Here is a 20,404-nt window from a genome sequence, read left to right as displayed (position 1 = left end):
GGTGGGTAAGGTCCCGGTCATCGAACGCGCTAGCAGCCGCCCCGGTTGTAGACCCGGAAGACGTTGCTCCAGCGGCCCAGGTGCTTGGTCTCGCCGGCCGGCACGCAGTAGTAGGTGTTCGTGGACCAGATGTAGGTGACGAAGATGTTCTCCCCGCCGCCGGTGCAGTTCTTGTACAGCGCGGCGTCCTCATCGCGGTAGAGGCCGCACGCGGCGGCCGTCATCGGCGCCGCCTGCGCCGCCTGCGCCGCGACGGCGCCCGTCGTGGCGGCGGCGGGCGCTCCGCCCAGCGCGACGGCGCCGGCCAGGACGGCCGCGGCCGTCAGAGCCCGCCGGAGCCCGGCCACCCTGACGGCCGCGGCCGTCAGGGCCTCCGGGCGGCCGGTCGCGCGGGCCATGGTCCTGGCGCTCTTGCCGAGTCGAGATCGATTCACTGGTGTCCGCTCCTTCGATACGCACCGCGGGGTCGCGGTGACCTGGACGCCGGGCGGATCGCCGCGCCGTCCGCCGGCGTCCCCGCCGCCGGCGGCGCGGGCGGCGAGCCCGGCCTTTCGAAGGATGCTCAGGGCCGCTGACGGGCCGGTCACTTCCCGGTCACGCGGCACGGGGCCGGGCAGCGGACACCCATGTGCTCTCCCGGCCCACCACCCCCGCAGGACCGCGGCCTACCGCTCCCTGCGGGACCGGCCCGCCGCTCCCGCAGGAGCGGCCTACTGCTCCTGCAGGACGGAGAGGATGTTGCCCGCCGGGTCGGTGAACCAGGCGATGAGCGGACCCCCGCCACGGAAGATGCCCCTGTCATCAGCTTCCATCTGCGGGTAGCGCTCGAACCGGACCCCGCGCCGTACCAGCTCGTCCACGGTCTTCTCGATGTCGTCCACCGGGAAGTTGAGGATCGTGTACGTGGCCGGGGTGTGGCCGGGTTTGGGGTAGACCAGGACGTCGCGGCCCCCCGCGATGCGCAGCGTCAGCAGGCCGTTCTCCTCCGTCACGTCAAGGCCGAGCGTCTCCCCGTAGAACGCCTTGGCCGCGTCGATGTCGTCCACGGCGAACCCGCTGAACGCCTTCGTCGAACCGAACATGATCGTCTCCTTTGGTGTGACGCGGTCACATGGCCGCGCGGTGCTCCTCGCTCAGCTCGATGATCTGCACGTAGTTGCCGTCCGGGTCGATGGCCGTGGCGAACAGGCTGCCGTGGCGGTCCTCCAGCTCCGTCAGCCAGGACACGCCCAGCGTCTCGAACCGCGCGACCACGGCACGGGCGTCGGCCACGTCGAAGTTGAGAACCATCCGGCCGGGCTCCGGGTTCTTGTCGGAGATGTCCGCGCGGCTGTCGATGAGCAGGTGGAAGTGGCCGAACTTGAGAACCAGGTAGCCGTCGACGTCGGCGTTCTCCTCGGGATCCAGCGCGGCGGCGTACCAGTCGCGCAGCCGCGCGGGGTCGGTGCTCGCGAGCAGGATGCTGTCCAGGCTGGGAAGCCTCATGGTTCCTCCCGGAATCGTGGTGTTGTTACCCGTCCAGACCCGGGGGCGGCCGGAAACTCATCGCCCGAGAAGGAAGATTTTCGAAAACCTGGACGAGGCACGGCCCCCTTGGGCGCCGTGCCTCGTCGTCCGTGACGTCTGTCAGGGTGCGGCGCAGGTGTAGCCGGACGGCGTGTGGGTGTCGCCGGAGGGACGAGCGGCCTGGAAGCCGAAGCTCGTGCTCGCGCCGGGAGCGAGGGTGCCGTTGTAGCCCATGCTCCGGGCGGTGACCGTCTGCCCGCTGGTGGTCAGGGTGGCGTTCCAGGAGCCGGTCAGGCTGTGGCCGGCGGGCAGGGTGAAGGTGACGGTCCAGCCGGCCGACGTCGAGGTGCCGGTGTTGGCGACCGTCACCGGCTGCACCACGTACCCGTTGTTCCACTGGGTCTGCACGGTCGCGGTCGCCGAGCACGGCCCGCCCCCGCCTCCGGTCGAGGTGGTGAAGGTGACCGTGGCGGAGTTGCCGGACAGGTTGCCCGCGCCGTCACGCGCCCGCACGTACACCTGGTACTGGGTGGCGGCGCTGAGCCCGGTCAAGGTGATCGAGTTGGTGCCGCTCTGTCCGAGCATGGGGTCGGTGGCGCCCTGCTCGCGGTAGACGTTGTAGCCGGCCAGGCCGCTGCCCCCGGAGTCGGTGGACGCCGTCCAGGTCAGCGTGGCCGAGCCGGCGGTGACGCCGCTCGCCGACGGCGTGCCCGGCGTGGTCGGCGGGGTGGTGTCGCCGCTCGTGCCGCCCGCCAGCGCGTCGTGGACCGCTGTGTACGCGGGCTTCCGCTGGTAGCTCTCGTCGTAGATGAGCGCGGCGCCCTGGCCGGGGAAGGTCTCGGGCACCCACGAGTACTTGTCGGTGAAGCCCCAGATGGTCACCCCGGCGCAGGCGTTGACCGCGAGGCAGGCGTTGACCACGTCACGGTAGTACGTGGCCTGCGTGGCGTCCTTGGCGGTGTCCCTCGGCAGGGTCATGCGCACGTCCAGTTCGGTGACTCTGACCTGCACGCCGAGGTCGGCGAACCGCTGCATGTTCTGCTGTACCTGGGCCGGGAAGCCGTACTGGATGGCGAGGTGCCCCTGGAAGCCCACGCAGTCGACCGGCACGCCCTGCTGCCGCAGTGACTGCACCAGGTTGTACATCGCGGTGCTCTTGGCGTTGACGCCCTCGACGTTGTAGTCGTTGATGCACAGCCGGGCGTCGGGGTCGGCGGCTCGGGCGGCCCGGAAGGCGTCGGCGATGTAGCTCTGGCCCAGCGTGTTGTACCAGAACGAGGTGCGCAGGTTGCCGTTGTCGTCGAAGACCTCGTTGACCACGTCCCAGGAGACCAGGGCCGCGTTGTTCGCGTAGCGGCCGACGACCTGGCTGATGTGGTTCTGCATCGCCGAGCGCATGGCGGTGGCGCCGAGGCCCTGCACCCAGCCGGGGGTCTGGCTGTGCCAGACGAGTGTGTGGCCGTGCACCTGCTGGTCGTTCTGGGTGGCGAAGTTGACGAGGGCGTCAGCGCCGCCGAAGGTGAACTGGCCCTGGCTGGGCTCGGTGGCTTCCCACTTCATCGCGTTCTCGGCGGTGACCTGGTTGAACTCGGTGGCCGCGATGGTCCGGTACGCGGTCTCGTTCGCCAGCGGGGAGGCGGCGAGCGCGGCGCCGACGAACTTGCCCCGGGAGGCGGCGTGCTGGCGCAGCGGCGCCGAGGCGTCGGCCGGGGCGGCCGGCAGGAGGAACACGGCGAGCAGCCCGAGCAGGGCGACCGCCGCGAGGGTCCTGATCCGGACCGGCGGGGTGATGAGCGGGGACGGTGACACGGGCCTTCCACCTCCGGGGCAGCGTTTCCGAAAGTTTCCATCCCCTAAGGGATCCACCCGGACGCTATTGACCCGCTGGCAGGCGGGTCAATGCCGGCTCCCGACCGGCTCCGTCCCCGCAGTTGGCACGCTGAAATTATCGGGTAATCCATGAAATTTTCAACGTACGATGGCCGCGCACCTCGGGCGGCGCTGAAGGTCGGAAGAGGTGCGGCCGCCTCGTACGGACTTCCTAGGGGATCTTGCGTTGTGCAGAATAGAACCCGGGAATCGGGCCTCGTCGGTGGTGCGACGCGGTGCGGGAGCTGGAGAAAGGATGTCCGCCTGCCCCCGGCACCCACGCGGGGCACCATACTGACTGTTGGCCCATCGCTCGGCGATGGCCTTGGAACGGCGCACGGGGGAGGACAGTGCTGGGGGCACGAGAGACAACACACGCCGCCTCGGGGAGCGCCGGATGAGGTCACAGCAGGCCCTGCGCTGGTTGCCGTTCGCCGTCATGCTCGCCGTGGCGCTGACCGACCTGCTCGCCGGGCCGGCCCTGGGCTTCCTGCCGTTGCTCACGCTGGGCCCGACGTTCGCGTCCGTGTCGGGCAGCGTCCGCCGCACCGCGATGGTCGGCGGGCTGGCGCTGGCCATCTGCGTTCCTCTCGCCTACCACTTCGACCTGCTGCTCACGTGGCAGAACAACCTGACGATCGCCACGATCATCAGCGTGACCGCGGCCAGCATGGTGGCCAGCCACCTGCGGCTCAAGCGCGAGCGCGAGCTGGCCAACGTGCGGCGGGTCGCCGAGGCGGCCCAGCGGGTGCTGCTGCGCCCCGTGCCGCGCCGGGCGGGCGACCTGCGGGTTGCCCTGTCCTACACCTCCGCCGCGGCCGAGGCCCAGATCGGCGGCGACCTGTACGAAGTCGTCACCACTCCCCATGGGGTCCGCCTGCTGGTCGGCGACGTCCAGGGCAAGGGCCTGTCCGCCGTCGAGACCGCGGCCTGGGTGCTGGGGGCGTTCCGCGAGGCCGCGTACGACGAGGCCGACCTCGCCGACATCGGCGAGCGGCTGGAGGTGAGTCTGGCCAGGCACCTGGGCGGCGAGCAGTTCGTCACCGCGATCGTCGCGGAGGTGCACGACGACGAGATCTCCCTTTTCAACTGTGGCCACCCGGAGCCCCTGCTGATCCACCCCGACGGGCGGGTCAGCCTGGCCGAGCCGCCGGAGGCCGCCCTGCCGCTCGGCCTCGGCTCGTTCAACACCGGGCGGCCCAAGCCGCACCGCGTCCCCTTCGGCGAGGGAGACCAGATCCTCTTCTACACCGACGGCGTCATCGAGGCGCGTGACCGAGCGGGCACCTTCTACCCGCTGACCGAGCGGGCCTGCGTGCTGCTGGAGCAGGACGACCCTCAGATCGCGCTCGACGCGCTGAGGGGCGACCTGGTCACCCACGCGGGCGGCCCGCTGCTCGACGACGCGGCGATGCTGCTGCTGCGCCGCAACTGACGCTCAGCGGCGCCGCGACTGACGCTCAAAACACCGCGCCGCGACCGGCGGCTCATAACCTCCGCTCAGAGCCTCGCGATCACGTCGCGCTCGTCCCACACCTCCCCGTACTTCGCCTGGATGTCGAAGAGGTTGGCCTCGTGCGGCCCCGGGTCGCGGTCGCCCACGGCCTGGCGCGCCACGATCGGCACGAACCCGTGCTGGATGCTGTCCACGGCCGTCGCCCGCACGCACCCGCTGGTGGACACCCCGGCGATGACCAGGGTGTCGGCTCGCAGCGCCGTCAGCGTCGAGGCGAGCGAGGTGCCGAAGAAGGCGCTGGCGTACTGCTTGACGATCACCAGCTCGCCCGGCTCCGGCGCGACCTCCGGCATCAGCTCGCCGAGCGGCCCGTCGCCGACCAGGTGACGCAACGGCGCCACCTTGCGGAAGAACAGCCCGCCGTCGACGCCGCCCGGCCCGAACGCCACCCGGGTGTGCACGACCGGCACGCCGGCGGCGCGGGCGGCGGACAGCACGCGGGCCGCCGAGTCGAGGCAGTCGCGCGAGCCCATGTACAGCTCGGCGCCCGGCTCGAAGTAGGCCCGCATCAGGTCGATGAGGATGAGCGCCGGGCGCTCGCCGAACTCCAGCGAGCGCCCGAACACCTCCTCGTGGGGCCTGGTCACACGCGCGCCGGCGGCGTCGGAGCGGGCAGGCCGGTCTCGTCCTCGCAGCGGGCGAGGAGCTCCTCCAGCGGCGGGCCCATGTCGAACACCGGCAGCTCGCCCCGGTCCGCGCGCAGCCGCTCGCGCAGCTCGGCCGTGGCCTCGGCGTCGAGCGTGCCGTCGGCGGCGCACACCACCCCGAAGCGGCGCGCCCCGTCGGCGGTCACCAGGCCGCGCCTGACCTCCAGGGCGACCAGTTCGGGGTCGCGGGCCAGCGGGTCGCCCCACCCGCCGCCGCCCCAGGTGACGAAGTGCAGCAGATCGCCCGGGTGCACCTCGACGTCGTGCACCTTGCTCGGCAGGATCTCGACGCCGCCGTCGGCCCGCTCGATCCACTTGCGGCCGCGCGCTCCGGGCTCGCCGCCGTTGACGCCCCACGGGTAGGTGAGCCAGCGGTCGTCGTGGATGGCGATCGTGCCCGGCTTCAGGAAGCGGTAGGCGACGTCCACGCCGTTGCCGCCGCGGTGCAGGCCGGCGCCTCCGGTGTCGGCGACGGTCTCCCACCGCTCGATCCGCAACGGATAGTACGACTCCAGGAACTCGCACGGGATGTTGGTGAACGACGGCCACAGCGAGTGCCCGTCGGGGCCGTCGCCGATCGGCCTGCCGGGGATGCCGCCGAAGCCGATGGAGTAGAGCTGGAACCCCTCCCCCGCGTACATGAAGTGGGGGGAGGAGGAGAAGCCGGCGGCGTTGAGCAGGTCGGGCGTCTTCTGCCCGAGCAGACCGCCGAACAGGTCGAACAGCCGGCCGATGCCGTGGTTACGGCCGTTGAGCGCGGCCGGGAAGCGCGGCTTCCAGAAGCTGCCCTCGGGGATGTGCACGTCCACCAGCGGGTAGAAGCCGTCGTTCCACAGGATCTGCGGGTCGGCCACCGTGATCAGGTAGATGCCGAAGAACATCCTGGCGAGGTTCTCGTTCAGGAAGTAGTTGATCGGCCCCTCGGCCTGCGGATCGCTGCCCGAGAAGTCGAGCAGCACCTTCTCACCCGTGCGGGTGAGCGACAGCGTCAGCTTGTACGGCCCGTTGCCGCGGCCGTCGTCGCAGATGTAGTCGGAGAAGGTGAGCGTCTCGCCGTCCTCGAAGAGGGTGGCGAGCAGCACCTTCATCGCGTCGTAGTTGCGCTGCAGCAGCGCGTCGAGGGCGGAGGTGTAGGTGTCGGCGCCGAAGCGGGCGCACAGCTCCTGGATCCGCCGCGACGCGGTGCGGCAGGCGGCCACGATGCCGTTGAGGTCGGCCCGGTTCCAGTCGGGCTGGCGCACCTGGTTGAGGATGATGCCCAGCGCGGCCTCGTTGAGCACGCCCTTGGCGTAGAGCTTGAAGGGCGGGATGACCACGCCCTCCTCGTAGATGGTGCGCGCGTCGGTCGGCATCGAGCAGGCGGTCTTGCCGCCGACGTCGGACATGTGGCCGAACATCGACGACCATCCGACGACCCGGCCGCCCACGAAGATGGGCATGACGACCAGCCAGTCGTTGGCGTGGCTGATGGCGCCGTCGCAGGAGTAGGGGTCGGAGGTGAGCAGCACGTCGCCCTCCTCGATGGTCCCGTCGAACCGGTCGAGCAGCGCGGGGATGGACAGCCCGAACTGGCCCACGACCATGCGCCCGGTCGGGTCCCCGATCAGCGGGAACTCGTCGTGCTGCTCGCGGATGCCGGGCGACAGCGCGGTGCGGAACAGCACCTCGTCCATCTCGTAGCGGGCGTTGCGCAGGGCGTTCTCGACGATGTCGAGCGTGATGGGATCGACGGCGACGCGGGCGAGCGGCTCCGTCGCGGTCTCGATGATCTGGGCCATCATGCCTCCAGGGGGCGGATCAGCAGGCAGCCGCTCTCGTGCACGCGGGCGGCGTGCCCGGGCAGGATCAGCGTGGTGGAGTCCATCTCGGCGACGATCGCGGGGCCGGTGATCACCGCTCCCGCGCGCAGCGCCGTCCGGTCGTACTCGGCGGCGGTGGTCCAGCCTCCGTCGATCCAGACGTCGTGGCTGCCGACCGGCTCGGGGTCGGCGCCGGCCTGCTCCAGCCGGACCGGCTGGACGTTCGGGCGCGGGCCGCTGACCATCGCCCTGGCGCTGACGAGCTCATGCTCGTTGCTCAGCAGGAAGGAGAAGAGCCGCTCGTGCTCGGCGTCGAACTGCTTGCCGAGTGCCTCCAGGCCGGTGTCGAGGTCGAGGGTGATCGGGATCTCGAAGCCCTGGCCGTGGTAGCGGACGTCCACCTGGTAGACGACCTCGTCCACGTCGGAGCCGAGGTCACGGGTGGCGGTCTCGGCCAGTTCGGTGAGGAGCTGCCTCAGCTCCTCGTCGGTGAGCTGGGAGAAGCGGCGGATGTAGGTGCGGGCCGCCTCGTCACGCAGGCTGGTGGTGGCGTCGCCGTACGCGCAGAGCACCCCGGGTGAGGGCGGGATGATGACCGGCCACGAGCCGGTCAGCTTGCCGAGGGCGTTGGCGTGCAGCGGGCCCGCTCCGCCGAAGGCGACGAGCGCGAAGTCGCGCGGGTCGTAGCCCTGCTGGATGGAGACGAGGCGCAGCGCGCCGAACATGTTCTCGTTGACGATGTCCACGATGCCCTGCGCGGCGGCCTCCACCGACGGCAGGCCCATGGCCTCGGCCAGCTTGCGCACGGCCTCCCTGGACCGTTCCCGGTCGAGCTCGATCTCGCCGCCGGCCAGACGGGAGGGCAGGTAGCCGAGCACCACGTTGGCGTCGGTCACCGTGGGCTCCTCGCCGCCCCGGCCGTAGGCGGCGGGGCCGGGCACGGCGCCGGCCGACTGCGGTCCGACCCGCAGGGCGCGGGTCAGCGCGGGGACGTGCGCGATGGAGCCGCCGCCCGCGCCGACCGTCCGCACGTCCACCGAGGCGGAGCGGACGATCAGGTCGCCGATCCGGGTCTCCCGGCCGATCCGCGGGCGCAGGCCCTCCACGAGCGCCACGTCGGTGGACGTGCCGCCCATGTCGAAGGTCAGGAAGTCGTCGAACCCGGCCTGCTCGGCGAACCAGGTCGCGCCCGCCACGCCGCCGGCCGGGCCGGACAGCAACAGGTTGACCGGGCTCTCCGCGGCGCTCGCGGCCGAGGACAGGCCGCCGTCGCTGCGCAGGATGTAGAGCTGGCCGTCCACGCCGTTGTCGGCGGTCTTGGCCGCCAGGTTGTCGACGTAGCGGGCGACCTGCGGCTGGACGTAGGCGTTGGCGACGGTCGTGATGGCCCGCTCGTACTCGCGCAGCTCGGGCAGCACCGCCGAGGAGATGGAGACCGGGACCCCGGGCAGCTCCTCGGCGGCGATCTCCGCCACCTTGCGCTCGTGCGTGTCGTCGGCGTACGAGTGGATCAGACAGACCGCGAGCGCCTCGACGCCGCGCAGCCGGCGCAGTTTGACCCGCAGGTCGTCCTCGTCGAGCGGGGTGACGATCGAGCCGTCGGCGGCGACCCGCTCGACCGCCTCGACGGTGTCCTCCAGCGCGGCGAGCGGTTCGGGTTTGGGCCAGATGATCCAGCCGGCCAGGCCGCCCGGCACATAGGAACGGGCGATCTGGAGCACCTGCCGGAACCCGGCGGTGGTGACCAGGCCGACCCTGGCGCCCTTGCCCTCCAGGATGGCGTTGGTGGCGACCGTGGTGCCGTGCAGGATCTCGCCGATCTCGGAGGGTGTCACGCCCGCCTGGGCGCAGGCCTTCTCGAGACCGGCGAGCACGCCGACGGACTGGTCGTGGGGGGTTGATGGGGTCTTGGCGCGATAGCTGCGCCCGGAGTGCTCGTCGATGAGCAGGATGTCGGTGAAAGTCCCTCCGACATCCACGCCGAGGCGGTAACGCATGGCGACGCTCCTTGTTGCTAGATGATTCCGCCGGCCGACAGCCGGTCAATCTCCTCGGGGGTGAGGCCGAGTAGTCCGTGGTAGATCTCGTGGTTGTGCTCGCCCAGAGCCGGGCTGGCGGTGCGCACCTCGCCAGGGGTGGCCGACAGCTTCGGCGCGACGTTCTGCATGGCCAGCTCGCCGAAGTCGGGATGCTGGACGCGGACGATGGCCTCGCGGGCGGCGAAGTGCGGATCGGCGAACATGTCCGGGGCACGGTAGATCCGTCCCGCCGGCACGCCGCTCACGTGCAGCAGGTCGAGCAGTTGCTGGGCGGGCAGCTCCGCCGTCCACCTGCCGATCAGGTCGTCGAGCTCGCCCATGTTGGCGCCGCGGGCGCCGTGGGTGGCGTAGCGCTCGTCGCCGGCCAGCTCCGGCCGGCCCATGGCGGCCGCCAGCCGGGCGAACACGCTGTCCTGGTTGGCGGCGATGAGGATGCTGTCGCCGTCCTTGGTGGGATAGACGTTGCTGGGCGCCACGTTCGGCAGCACGGGGCCGGTGCGTTCGCGCTGGTAGCCGGCCTGCTGCCACTCCGGCAGCAGCGACTCCATCATGGCCAGCACGGCCTCGTAGATCGCCGAGTCGACGACCTGGCCCTGACCGCTGTTCTCGCGTTCGTGCAGCGCGACCAGGGTGCCGAGGCACGCGTAGGTGGCGGCCAGCGAGTCGCCCAGGGAGATCCCGGCGCGCGACGGCGGCTGGCCGGGATCGCCGGTCACGTAGCGGATGCCGCCCATCGCCTCGCCGATCGAGCCGTAGCCGGCGCGCGGCGCGTACGGGCCGGTCTGGCCGAAGCCGGTCACCCGGGTGATCACCAGCCTGGGGTTGATCTCGTGCAGCTGCTCGGGCGACATGCCCCAGCGCTCCAGCGTGCCGGGCCGGAAGTTCTCCAGCAGCACGTCGGCCTGCTCGACCAGGCGCCGCACCAGGTCCTGGCCCTCGGTGGTGCGCAGGTCGCAGGTGACCGACTTCTTGTTGCGGGCCACGACCGGCCACCAGAGGGACTTGCCGTGGGGCTTCTCCCTGCCCCATTGGCGCATGGGATCACCCTTGCCGGGATCCTCCACCTTGATCACCTCAGCGCCGAAGTCGCCGAGGAGCTGGCCGCAGAAGGGTCCCGCGAGCAACTGGCCCAGTTCGACCACTCGGATGTCGCCGAGCGGGAGTCCTCTCATGTGGTTCTCTCCTGATATCGGGGGCCCAGCAACGACGCTCGGGCCGAGAACAGGTGGGCCCTCATGACCGCCTCGGCCCATTCGGGGTCGCCGGCGCGCAGGGCGGCGGCGATCTCCAGATGGTGGTTGACGCTGCGCCGCATCGCGTCCTCGTCAAAGGAGCCGTACGTGCGCAGCAGGATGGAGGAGTGGATCAGCGAGCTGATCGACTGGGCCAGCAGGGCGCTGCCACCGAGGTGGATCAGGCTCTGGTGGAACTCGGAGTTGAGCCGGTAGACGGTGTCGAGGTCGCCCCGCTCGGAGTGGTCGCGCAGGTCGACGGCCACCCCGTGCAGACGGGCGACGTCGTCCGGGCTCGCGGTGAGGGCGGCCTGGCGCGCGGCCAGCCCCTCGATGCGCGCCCTGAGCTCGAAGATCGTCTCCAGGTCCTGGGCGGGGTACGCCACCACCCGGGCGCCCTTGTTGGCCACGAGCTCGACGAGCCCCTCGGCCTCCAGCCGGCGCAGCGCCTCGCGCACCGGAGTGCGGCTGACGCCCAGCACCTCGGCCAGCTCGACCTCGCCCAGCCGGTCACCCGGGGCGTACTGTCCCGCCAGGATGAGGCTTCTGAGCTCGTCGACAGCCGACATGTATACAACTCCTCGGTTGGGATGCGAGTATCTTGGCGTAATCGCACCATTTGGACAAGGGGTTGCATACAACATGGAGCTGGAAATCATCGAGGTCGGCCCCCGCGACGGTCTCCAGAACGAGCCCGAGCAGGTGCCCACCGACGCCAAGGTCGCCTACCTGGAAGCTCTCGTCGGCGCGGGCGTGCGCCGCATCGAGGCGGTCAGCTTCGTCCATCCCGGCCGGGTCCCGCAGATGGCCGACGCCGAGCAGGTCATGGCCCGCGCCCCGCGCGTGCCGGGCCTGCGCTACGCCGGCCTCGTGCTGAACGAACGCGGCCTCGACCGGGCGCTGCAGACCGGCGTCGACGAGGTCAACGTCGTCGTCGTGGCGACCGAGACCTTCTCCCAGCGCAACCAGGGCATGTCGGTGGACCGGGCCGTCGACGGCTTCGGCGCCATCGCCGAGCGGGCCCGCGCCGCCGGGCTCGGCGTGACGCTGACCGTGGGGGCGTCGTTCGGCTGCCCGTTCGAGGGTGAGGTGGACCCCGGCCACGTGGCCGAGCTGGTGGCGCGCTGCACCGGCGCGCAGGAGGTCGCGCTGGCCGACACCATCGGCGTGGGCACCCCGGCCGACGTGCGCCGCCTGGTCACCGCCGTCCGCGAGGTCACCGACAGACCGCTGCGCTTCCACTTCCACAACACCCGCAGCACCGGCTACGCCAACGCCGTGGCCGCCCTGGAGGCCGGGGCCGCCGCCCTCGACTCCAGCGCCGGCGGCATCGGCGGCTGCCCCTTCGCGCCCGAGGCCACCGGCAACATCGCCACCGAGGACCTCGTCTACCTGCTGGACCGGATGGGCGTCGGCACCGGCATCACGCTGCCCGCCGTGGCCGAAGCCGGGCTGGGCATCGGGCGGCACCTGGGCAAGCCAGTGCCCGCCCAGCTCGGCCGCGTCGCCGCCTGGCCGCCGCCGCAGGCGTCCGGCACCGACTGAGCGACCCTGCGACGGCGCCCCGGAGCCAGGAGGAGGGGCCTACCGACGCCGGCCTTCCGTCAGGGCGAGGACGGTGGGCGGCGCCGGTGGGTCGTACGTTCATTGCGCATCATTGTTCGCTCTGCGCCAACGACATCTCCTGTCCCTCCGGACATTCTGTCGGTGATCTGTCCGATCATCGTTAAGGAGCAGGATGATTCGTAGCCCGCACCGGGCCCGCCGGCCAAACGGTCACACCGCAGAACTACCGTCAGGCCGTTCTCTACACCATCCGTTCGGGCTCCAGCAATCCCTGCTGGATCTGATGCAGCCGCCCGCTGATCGACCTTCGTAAAAGCTGATCGACCGGTTGTCCGGGGCAGGACGGGAGCCCGTCCCCGGAAGCCCGCAAAAGGTTCCGCGTCGCGGGACCTTTTGTGCCTTTTGCCGTGAACCTATTCGCGCGCCGGAAACTCGAATCGAGTGTGCGGCGGGAGGATGGAGAGCGCCGCGGGACATGACGGTCAAGGGGGCAGCCGTGAACATGGTCCTACGCACGCATGATCTCCCTGTCGGCGAGCGGTTCGCCTTCTGGCGCGAGGTGAGCGGGCGGATGGTGGCCCCGATGGACCTCCGCAGACGGGAGACGGGCGACTTCTGGGCCGCCGCGCGGCTGATCGACCTAGGCACGGTGCTGGTGTCGCGGACGACCTGCCCGGCCTACGAGGCGGTGCGCACTCCGCGGTTGATCCGGCAGTCCGACCTGGAGTCGTACCAGCTCGCACTGAACCTGCGCGGCAGATCCAGCGTGTCGCAGGGACGGCAGGACGCCTGCCTCGGTCGCATGGACATGATGCTCTTCGACACCTCACGCCCGTTCCATGGCCAGGTGGTCCCTGAGGGGACGTTCGCCGAGGGGGTGCTGATGGCGTTCCCCAGAGCGCTGCTGCCCGTGCCCGAATGCCAGGTCAGACGGCTGATCGCGACCCCCTGCCGGGCAACGAGGGGATCGGCGCGCTCCTCGCCGGTTTCCTGACGAACCTGACCCGTCGCCCGGACGAGTACGGCGCCGCCGACACCGCGCGCCTGTCCACGGTGCTGCTCGACCTCACCGCCGCGATGCTGCACCAGCGCCTCGGCACCTCACCCCCACCGGGCGTCGGCCGGCACGCCCTGCTCGTACGGATCCACGAGCACATCGACCGGCACCTGGGCGACCCCGCCCTGTCACCGGCCACGATCGCCGGCGCCTTCCACATCTCCACCCGCTACCTGCACAAGCTCTTCCAGTCGCAGGAGTTGACGGTCGCCGGGTGGATCCGCCGGCGGCGCCTCCACGGAGCCCGCCGGGACCTGGCCGACCCGTCGCAGAACGACCTGCCGATCCACGCCATCGCCGCGCGCTGGGGCTTCCCCAGCCCGGCGCAGTTCAGCCGCGCCTTCCGCGCCGCCCACGACCTCTCCCCCGCCGCCTACCGCCGGCAGGCGGAGTCATGGCAGAGCCAGCGGTGTTCGGCACTCCTACACAGGGGCTTTACGCTTGTCGATCATTGAACTGCGGCTTGCCAGGGCAGTCCTGCTTCGCTACCTAGCTGGGGTGTCAGAGCCCACATCCGGCCATGGGCGTCCATGGTTGTCCTTCTCTGCTGCCGTCAGCGTAGCCGTCAGGGCGCATGTGGACGTCACGCCTCAGCGAGTGAATCGCGGGGCTCGCTTCTTCGATCCCGACCGGTCCGGGACCTTCGCAGATCCGGTCAAGCGACGCGTTGCCAGGTGTCCCCGAAGTCGGCGATGACCTTCAGCTCTCCACCTAGGGCATGGATGTACAGGCTGAGGGGGGCCAGTTCGGCGATGGACCCGTTCTCGATCGCCGCGACGCGCTGCTGGGACACCCCCCATCACCTGGGCCACCTCGGCTTGGGTTATGCCGTGGCCGCTGTCATACGTTTCGTCTATTCGAATGCCCATCACACCGCCGAGTGCTTGGACTACTCAGGCCGCGTTGGTGCGGTGTCCGGTGAAGCTCACCTGGGTGTTGTCGTTGTCGAGGGCGATGTTAAGGGTGGCGTCAAGGGCCTCGGCCAGCTTGGCGAGAAGCGGCAGTGTGGGAACGGTGTCAGAGCCTTCGATCCGGGAGACCTTCGCCTGGGTGAGGCCCGCGCGGTCGGCCAATTCAGCCTGAGTGAGCCCGAGTTCGGTGCGCCGATCGTACACCGCCTTCGCCAGGGCCATGGACAGCCGGATCTCGCGACGAGCCTCGGCCACGTCCTCCGGCTCGGTGAAACCCGCGGCGAGCTTGCGTTCGCGCAAGGTCTTCCAGCGGCTGTGGCTCATTGCTCCACCTCTCCTTCCTCAATGGTGCGGATGAACTCCTCGTGCGCTGGACCGTGTTCGGCCTCGCAAACCTTCTGAGCGAGCTTGGCGCGCCTAACTTCGGCGTCCTCCCGCATTCTCGTCTTGCGGAAGACGGTTAGCAGGACCGCGGTGCGGTTCGGCGTGAGCCAGTACGTGATGCGTATGGCAGCACCGTCGAGGGTGGGCCGCAGCTCCCGAACTCCGTCGCCCAGACAGCGGGCATAGGGCTCGCCGAACGCGGCAGCGTGTTCCGCGAGCAGCCCGACATACTCGTCGATCTTGAGGAAGTGCTTGGCTGGCAACGCCTCCAACCAATCCCGCACCTCGGGCTCGATGGCAAAGAGCGCATCCACCCCACAACGCTATATGTCGCTGACGACATATTCAAGACAATACCCGGACTGCGCCGCAGCGAGAGGTCCCGTCCTCCGGCCCGGCAGGCGTCTCGATGGCCTTCGGGCCGGAGTCCCGGTTCCTGGCCTGTCCAGGGTCAGATTTACCGGGAGGCGAGCGCGCCGCCGCCCACCGTTTTCAGGAACCAGTCGCCCCGGGCGCGCGTCAACCTGTGATCACTGTGCATCACGCCTTCTCGGCCGATGTCACGTCCCGGTCAGGAACGGGTATGCGCCCGTGGCGCTCCGAAAATCGGTTGATCCTCCGTCGTAGCCTGGATGGGATGCCTCCCGATACGAGTTCACCACGTCGTCCCCTGCTGTCCTCCAACTCGCTGTGGCGGATGAGGTCCTACCTCCGCCCCTACCTCGCCAAGCTGGTGTTCATCTGGCTGGCCGCCCTCCTCGGCATCGGCGCGAGCATCGCGCTGCCCCTCGTCGGCAAGGAGGTGATCGACGGGCCCGTGCTCCACGGCGACTCCGGCGCCCTACTCCCCCTCGGCCTCCTGGCGCTCGGTCTGGGCGTCCTGGAGGCGTTCCTGATCTTCATCAGGAGGTGGTCGCAGATCGGGCCGGTGCTCGGCCTGGAGACCCGGATCCGCGACGACCTCTACGAGCACCTGCAGCGGCTGCCGATGGGCTTCCACGGCGAGTGGCAGTCGGGGCAGTTGCTGTCGCGCGCGACGACCGACCTGTCGACGATCCGCCGGTTCCTCGGCTTCGGCATGCTCTTCCTGGTCATGAACATCCTGCAGCTCAGCGTCGTGACCGTGCTGCTGCTGAACATGTACTGGCCGCTCGGGCTGCTGGTGGCGGCGTCGGCGGTGCCGATCATCGTGGTGTCGATGCGGTTCGAGAAGCGCTACATCAAGATCTCCCGGCAGGTCCAGGACGAGCAGGGCGACCTGGCCACGCTGGTCGAGGAGTCGGCGATCGGGATCAGGACGATCAAGGCGTTCGGCCGTCGGCACCACGTCTACGACCGGTACGACGACGCCGCGCTCAAGGTCTACGACACCTCGATGGACAAGGTGCGGCTGTCGGCCCGGTTCTTCACCTTCCTGGAGATGATCCCCAACTTCACGCTCTCGCTGGTGCTGCTGCTCGGCGCGCTGGCGGTAGGCGGCGGATCTCTGACGCTGGGCACGCTGGTCGCCTTCACCACGCTGATGCTGCAGCTGGTCTGGCCGATCGCCAGCCTCGGCTACATCCTGGCGATGGCGCAGGAGTCGATGACCTCGGCCGACCGGGTCATGGAGGTCATGGACACGGTGCCCGCGATCGAGGGCGGCGCGCGGACGGTCGAGCGGCCCCGCGGCCACCTGCGGTTCGAGGGCGTGGAGTTCCGCTTCCCCGGCGCCGACCGGCCCGTGCTGAACGACGTCTGGCTGGACGTACGGCCGGGCGAGACGGTCGCCGTCGTGGGCGCCACCGGGTCGGGCAAGACGACGCTGACCTCGCTGGTGCCCCGGCTGATCGACCCCACCGCGGGCCGGGTCACGATCGACGGCCACGACGTGCGCGACCTGACGTTGCCTGCCCTGCGCGAGGTGGTGGCGACGGCGTTCGAGGAGCCGACGCTGTTCTCGATGAGCGTGCGCGAGAACCTCATGCTCGGCCGGCCCGACGCCACCGAAGAGGACCTGGACGCCGCCATCCGCACCGCGCAGGCGATGTTCGTGTACGACCTGCCGTGGGGTCTCGACACGCGGATCGGCGAGCAGGGGCTGTCGCTGTCCGGCGGGCAGCGGCAACGGCTGGCGCTGGCAAGGGCCGTGCTGAGCAGGCCAAGGATCCTGGTGCTCGACGACACGCTGTCCGCGCTGGACGTGGAGACCGAGGCGCTGGTGGAGGAGGCGCTGCGGCACGTGCTGCGCGAGGCGACCGGCATCGTGGTCGCCCACCGCGCCTCGACGGTGCTGCTGGCCGACAAGGTCGCGTTGCTGGCGGGCGGCACGATCACGCACGTCGGGCGGCACCAGGAGCTGCTGAACGACGTACCCGAATACCGCGAGCTGCTCGCGCAGGACGCCGACCTCGACCCGTCGGAAGGGGCCCTGCGATGACGACGAACACGGTCACCGACTGGCGCGGCGTGGCCTCCGAGGACCAGGACGAACTGTCCGAGAAGGTCTCCGTCCTGCTGCGCGACCGGTCGCGGCGGCTGCTCGGCGACCTGCTGACGCCGCACCGCAAGGCGATCGCGCTGCTCACGGCGATCATCGTGGTCTCCAACGCGGCGGGGCTGGCGATCCCCTACCTGGTCAAGGTGGGCATCGACGCGGGCATCCCGCCGATGCTCAAGGGCACCGGGCCCGGCACGCTGATCACCGTGGTCGGCGTGATCGTGGCCGCGGCGGCCACCCAGGCGCTGACCCGGCAGGCGTTCCTCAAGCTGTCGGGCCGCATCGGCCAGAGCATCCTGCTGGAGCTGCGGCGCAGGGTGTTCGAGCACTTCCAGCGGCTGTCACTGAGCTTCCACGAGAAGTACACCTCCGGCCGGGTCATCTCGCGGCTCACCTCCGACATCGAGGCCATCGCCGAGCTGCTGCAGTCGGGGTTCGACGGCCTGGTCACCGCGGTGCTGACGCTGTTCGGCACGGCGGTGCTGCTCCTGGTGCTGGACGTGCCCCTCGGCCTGGTGGCGCTGATCCCGCTGCCGCTCCTGCTGCTGTTCACCCGGTGGTTCCGCCGGCAGTCGGCCATCGTCTACCGGCGCACCAGGGAGACGGTCGCGCTGGTGATCGTGCACTTCGTGGAGTCGATGACCGGCATCCGCGCGGTGCAGGCGTTCCGCCGTGAGCCGCGCAACCAGGAGATCTTCCGGCAGCTCAACGACGACTACCGCGACGCCAACGCGCGCAGCATGCGGCTGGTCGCGGTGTTCATGCCGGGCATCAAGCTGATCGGCAACGTCACGGTCGCCGGTGTGCTGGTCTACGGCGGCTGGCTGGCGTTGCACGGGGAGATCACGGTCGGGGTGCTCGCCGCGTTCCTTCTCTACCTGCGCCAGTTCTACGAGCCGATGCAGGAGATCAGCCAGTTCTACAACACGCTGCAGTCGGCGGGCGCGGCGCTGGAGAAGCTGTCGGGCGTGCTGGAGGAGGAGCCGGGGGTGCCGGAGCCACGCGAGCCGGAGGCGCTGACCGGCGCACGCGGCCGGGTGCGGTTCGAGGGGGTGCGGTTCGCCTACGTCGAGGAGATGCCGATCCTGCCGGGGCTCGACCTGACCGTCCCGGCGGGCCAGAGCGTGGCGCTGGTCGGGGCGACCGGCGCGGGCAAGACGACGCTGGCCAAGCTCATCTCCCGCTTCTACGACCCGACCGAGGGCCGGGTGCTGCTCGACGGCATCGACCTGCGGCAACTGGACGAGCTCTCGCTGCGCAGAGCCGTGGTCATGGTCACGCAGGAGAACTTCCTGTTCAGCGGCACGGTGGCCGACAACATCAGGTTCGGCCGGCCGGACGCCACCGACCGGCAGGTGCGCGAGGCGGCCAAGGCGATCGGCGCGCACGAGTTCGTCATGTCACTGCCCGACGGCTACGACACCGAGGTGGGCCAGCGCGGCGGCCGGATGTCGGCGGGGCAGCGGCAGCTGGTGGCGTTCGCGCGGGCGTTCCTGGCCGATCCGGCGGTGCTGATCCTGGACGAGGCGACGTCGAGCCTGGACGTGCCGAGCGAGCGCCTGGTGCAGCGGGCGCTGCGGACGATCCTCGCCGACCGGACGGCGCTCATCATCGCGCACCGGCTGTCGACGGTGGAGATCGCCGACCGGGTGCTGGTCATGGAGCGCGGCGAGATCGTCGAGGACGGCCCGCCCGACCGGCTGATCGCCGCCTCGGGCCGCTTCGCCGGGCTGCACCGGGCCTGGCTGGAGAGTCTCAGCTAGGACCAAGGCCGTTTGGTCCTAGCTGTCATGGACGGCCTGCGCTCCGGCTCAAGCCCTGGCCGACTTCGCCGGGGTGAGGCCGCGGGAGCGCAAGGTCTCATCCAGTCGCCGTACGTACGTGGTGGTCGCCCAGGGCTCCAGCCGGGTTCGGGCCTGGGCGATCTCCGCGGCCAGTCGGGCGGAGCTGTGCTGCCCGGTGATGTCGGCCGCCTCGGCCAGCCGGGCAGTGGCCTCGGGGATCTCCTTGGCCAGAGCCAGGGCGCGGGAGTACCGGGCGAGCACCAACCCATGCTCCCTCTTGAATTTCGCGTCATGCTCGGTCAGATATCGCTCGGCAGCCGCTATGGCGCCTCTGGGGTGATTCAGTTGAATCAGCAAGGCGGCTCTCCTGGATTCCACCGCCGGTGGCGAAACCCAGTGCAAGAACGCCGGTTCGTTGTCCTTCGGCGCTCTCGCCGACGAGAGCGCGCTCTCATGCGCGCGGGCGCTCGCCGCAGCTTCACCATTGGCGGCGTGAGCCAGCGAGACCAGCGATTGGTGCAGCGGGGCCAGCAGCTTGCTCGGAGATCGGGCGGCCCAGCTCTGCAGGGCGTAGGCATGGTCGAAGACGGCGGCCGTCCGGTGCTGGTCGGCGGCCAGCCTGCCCAGCCAGTAGTGCATGTAGCCGATCAGCGTCGGATCTCCGAGGTCGAGTGCCGCGCGTAGCCCGTCGTGCAGTGGTTGCTCGGCCGTCGGATAGTCGAGCATGTCGTAGGCGAGGTAACCGGCCAGCTGGGACAGTTGCGCATACGTGTCGAGAAGCCTGTCGCGGAGGCTCGGTGCCAGCGACTCGCGTGCCAGGAGCTTGCCCACGGCCGTCCGCTGTCCGTTGACCACCGGCAGTAGCGTCGCGGGTCCGGACACCTCGTCAGCTCGCCGCGCCTGCAATGTCAACTTTTCGAAGGTCTGTACGGCGGCCTCGTCCATGCGCCAGGTGTCGCGCAGCACTCCGGCCAGGCGTTCCTCCTCCTCTGGGGTGAGGATGCGCAGCAGGCCGAGCGCCTGGCTGCCGCCGAAGACCAGGGCCAGTTCGAAGAGCAGTTCGCGTCGCTTCACATCGGCCTCCTCAGCGCCGGTGGCGTGCAGCAACCGGACGCACGCTGAAGCGTCCACGAGCGACGTGTCAGCGGGGTGGATTGCTGCGCTCTCGTCCATGGTGACACGACATGGGGTCGCGGTCCGGTTAGTGTCCGAGTGGCGGAAGTCCGCGCGGTCGATCAGCTCATGATCGACTTGCCCGTACGACGCCAGGGTCGTGCTGTGCACCAGGTTGCGCGCGCTGGTCTGGTAGATCTTGGCCAGCGCCGCGAGCAGCGGTGCGGGTGGCCTGCGCCCGCCCTGCGGCCAGGACTCGAAGTCGTACAGGCGTGGCACGCGAAGCGCGGCGGTGCCCGCCGGGTCGGCGTCGTTGACCACCGCCACCACGTCGGCCGCCGTGCGGCCGTGCGCCAGCCGATACAACCGCAACGGGCTGACGTCGTGGGTGAGCGCGATCACCTCGGCGATCTGATCCCAGGTGAACCCCTTCTCCCGGAGCCGCTGACTCCACATCCGGGTCTGCTGCAGCACCAGGTAACCTTCGCGGGCCATCCGTACC

19 protein-coding genes are annotated in these 20,404 nt (G+C 70.3%); 6 read left to right on the top strand and 13 right to left on the bottom strand.

Features of this window, described 5'->3' with window-relative positions; genetic code table 11:
• Window positions 1–29: 29 nt before the first annotated feature.
• The 4 genes from AB0I38_RS13320 to AB0I38_RS13305 form a co-directional block, all read right to left on the bottom strand.
• Entirely contained in the window at window positions 30–434 is a 405-nt protein-coding gene (locus tag AB0I38_RS13320) for a DUF6355 family natural product biosynthesis protein (protein ID WP_358466448.1), read from the bottom strand.
• 276 nt (window positions 435–710) lie between these two features.
• Complete coding sequence (locus tag AB0I38_RS13315) at window positions 711–1,082, bottom strand: VOC family protein (RefSeq protein ID WP_358466446.1); 372 nt, start codon at window positions 1,080–1,082, stop codon at window positions 711–713.
• A 25-nt stretch (window positions 1,083–1,107) separates the two neighbouring features.
• Window positions 1,108–1,485 carry a VOC family protein gene (locus AB0I38_RS13310; RefSeq protein WP_358466444.1) on the bottom strand — a complete coding sequence of 126 codons (378 nt, stop codon included), beginning with the start codon at window positions 1,483–1,485 and terminating at the stop codon, window positions 1,108–1,110.
• Window positions 1,486–1,626: 141 nt separating this feature from the next.
• Complete coding sequence (locus AB0I38_RS13305) at window positions 1,627–3,315, bottom strand: endo-1,4-beta-xylanase (protein ID WP_358466442.1); 1,689 nt, start codon at window positions 3,313–3,315, stop codon at window positions 1,627–1,629.
• Window positions 3,316–3,772: 457 nt separating this feature from the next.
• Here AB0I38_RS13305 and AB0I38_RS13300 point away from each other — a divergent pair, with 457 nt between their 5' ends.
• Window positions 3,773–4,810 (top strand): PP2C family protein-serine/threonine phosphatase, encoded by a 1,038-nt coding sequence (locus AB0I38_RS13300; protein WP_358466440.1) that lies wholly within the window; start codon window positions 3,773–3,775, stop codon window positions 4,808–4,810.
• A 65-nt stretch (window positions 4,811–4,875) separates the two neighbouring features.
• On the opposite strand, the gene AB0I38_RS13295 is transcribed toward AB0I38_RS13300, so the two are convergent.
• From AB0I38_RS13295 to AB0I38_RS13275, 5 genes are read right to left on the bottom strand one after another with little or no spacing between them, the layout of a single operon-like run.
• Window positions 4,876–5,478: an isochorismatase family protein gene (locus AB0I38_RS13295; protein WP_358466438.1), complete on the bottom strand. Its 603-nt coding sequence runs from the start codon at window positions 5,476–5,478 to the stop codon at window positions 4,876–4,878.
• Entirely contained in the window at window positions 5,475–7,319 is a 1,845-nt protein-coding gene (locus AB0I38_RS13290; protein ID WP_358466436.1) for a hydantoinase B/oxoprolinase family protein, read from the bottom strand. The genes AB0I38_RS13295 and AB0I38_RS13290 overlap by 4 nt, the downstream gene beginning before the upstream one ends.
• Complete coding sequence (locus AB0I38_RS13285) at window positions 7,316–9,334, bottom strand: hydantoinase/oxoprolinase family protein (RefSeq protein ID WP_358466434.1); 2,019 nt, start codon at window positions 9,332–9,334, stop codon at window positions 7,316–7,318. Before AB0I38_RS13285 ends, AB0I38_RS13290 begins: the two co-directional genes overlap by 4 nt.
• Before the next feature lie 17 nt (window positions 9,335–9,351).
• On the bottom strand, window positions 9,352–10,548 hold the full coding sequence (locus tag AB0I38_RS13280; protein ID WP_358466432.1) for a CaiB/BaiF CoA transferase family protein: 1,197 nt from the start codon (window positions 10,546–10,548) through the stop codon (window positions 9,352–9,354).
• A complete protein-coding gene (locus AB0I38_RS13275) occupies window positions 10,545–11,177 on the bottom strand; it encodes a GntR family transcriptional regulator (protein ID WP_358466430.1) in 633 nt (210 codons plus the stop codon). The genes AB0I38_RS13280 and AB0I38_RS13275 overlap by 4 nt, the downstream gene beginning before the upstream one ends.
• Window positions 11,178–11,250: 73 nt before the next feature.
• Here AB0I38_RS13275 and AB0I38_RS13270 point away from each other — a divergent pair, with 73 nt between their 5' ends.
• The 3 genes from AB0I38_RS13270 (at window position 11,251) to AB0I38_RS13260 (ending at window position 13,686) form a co-directional block, all read left to right on the top strand.
• Window positions 11,251–12,153: a hydroxymethylglutaryl-CoA lyase gene (locus tag AB0I38_RS13270; protein WP_358466428.1), complete on the top strand. Its 903-nt coding sequence runs from the start codon at window positions 11,251–11,253 to the stop codon at window positions 12,151–12,153.
• Between the two features lie 523 nt (window positions 12,154–12,676).
• Window positions 12,677–13,168: a hypothetical protein gene (locus AB0I38_RS13265; protein ID WP_358466545.1), complete on the top strand. Its 492-nt coding sequence runs from the start codon at window positions 12,677–12,679 to the stop codon at window positions 13,166–13,168.
• On the top strand, window positions 13,093–13,686 hold the full coding sequence (locus AB0I38_RS13260; RefSeq protein ID WP_358466426.1) for a helix-turn-helix domain-containing protein: 594 nt from the start codon (window positions 13,093–13,095) through the stop codon (window positions 13,684–13,686). The genes AB0I38_RS13265 and AB0I38_RS13260 overlap by 76 nt, the downstream gene beginning before the upstream one ends.
• 200 nt (window positions 13,687–13,886) lie before the next feature.
• On the opposite strand, the gene AB0I38_RS13255 is transcribed toward AB0I38_RS13260, so the two are convergent.
• From AB0I38_RS13255 to AB0I38_RS13245, 3 genes are all read right to left on the bottom strand, one after another.
• The gene (locus tag AB0I38_RS13255; protein WP_358466424.1) at window positions 13,887–14,024 is read right to left on the bottom strand and encodes a hypothetical protein; all 138 of its coding nucleotides are present in this window, start codon (window positions 14,022–14,024) and stop codon (window positions 13,887–13,889) included.
• A gap of 100 nt (window positions 14,025–14,124) precedes the next feature.
• A complete protein-coding gene (locus AB0I38_RS13250; protein WP_358466422.1) occupies window positions 14,125–14,466 on the bottom strand; it encodes a helix-turn-helix domain-containing protein in 342 nt (113 codons plus the stop codon).
• Window positions 14,463–14,840, bottom strand: coding sequence for a type II toxin-antitoxin system RelE/ParE family toxin (locus AB0I38_RS13245; protein ID WP_358466420.1), 378 nt, complete (start codon window positions 14,838–14,840; stop codon window positions 14,463–14,465). The genes AB0I38_RS13250 and AB0I38_RS13245 overlap by 4 nt, the downstream gene beginning before the upstream one ends.
• Before the next feature lie 323 nt (window positions 14,841–15,163).
• Between AB0I38_RS13245 and AB0I38_RS13240 the strand changes: the two genes are divergently transcribed.
• Entirely contained in the window at window positions 15,164–16,945 is a 1,782-nt protein-coding gene (locus AB0I38_RS13240) for an ABC transporter ATP-binding protein (RefSeq protein WP_358466418.1), read from the top strand.
• A complete protein-coding gene (locus tag AB0I38_RS13235; protein ID WP_358466416.1) occupies window positions 16,942–18,768 on the top strand; it encodes an ABC transporter ATP-binding protein in 1,827 nt (608 codons plus the stop codon). The genes AB0I38_RS13240 and AB0I38_RS13235 overlap by 4 nt, the downstream gene beginning before the upstream one ends.
• A gap of 48 nt (window positions 18,769–18,816) precedes the next feature.
• Here AB0I38_RS13235 and AB0I38_RS13230 read toward each other — a convergent pair whose 3' ends face one another.
• Window positions 18,817–20,397, bottom strand: a complete 1,581-nt coding sequence (locus AB0I38_RS13230; RefSeq protein WP_358466414.1) for a hypothetical protein — start codon at window positions 20,395–20,397, stop codon at window positions 18,817–18,819.
• Between the last annotated feature and the right edge of the window lie 7 nt (window positions 20,398–20,404).

Source organism: Nonomuraea cavernae, from assembly GCF_040655715.1.
Taxonomy (GTDB): domain Bacteria; phylum Actinomycetota; class Actinomycetes; order Streptosporangiales; family Streptosporangiaceae; genus Nonomuraea; species Nonomuraea cavernae_A.
This window is presented reverse-complemented; position numbering and strand designations above follow the sequence as displayed.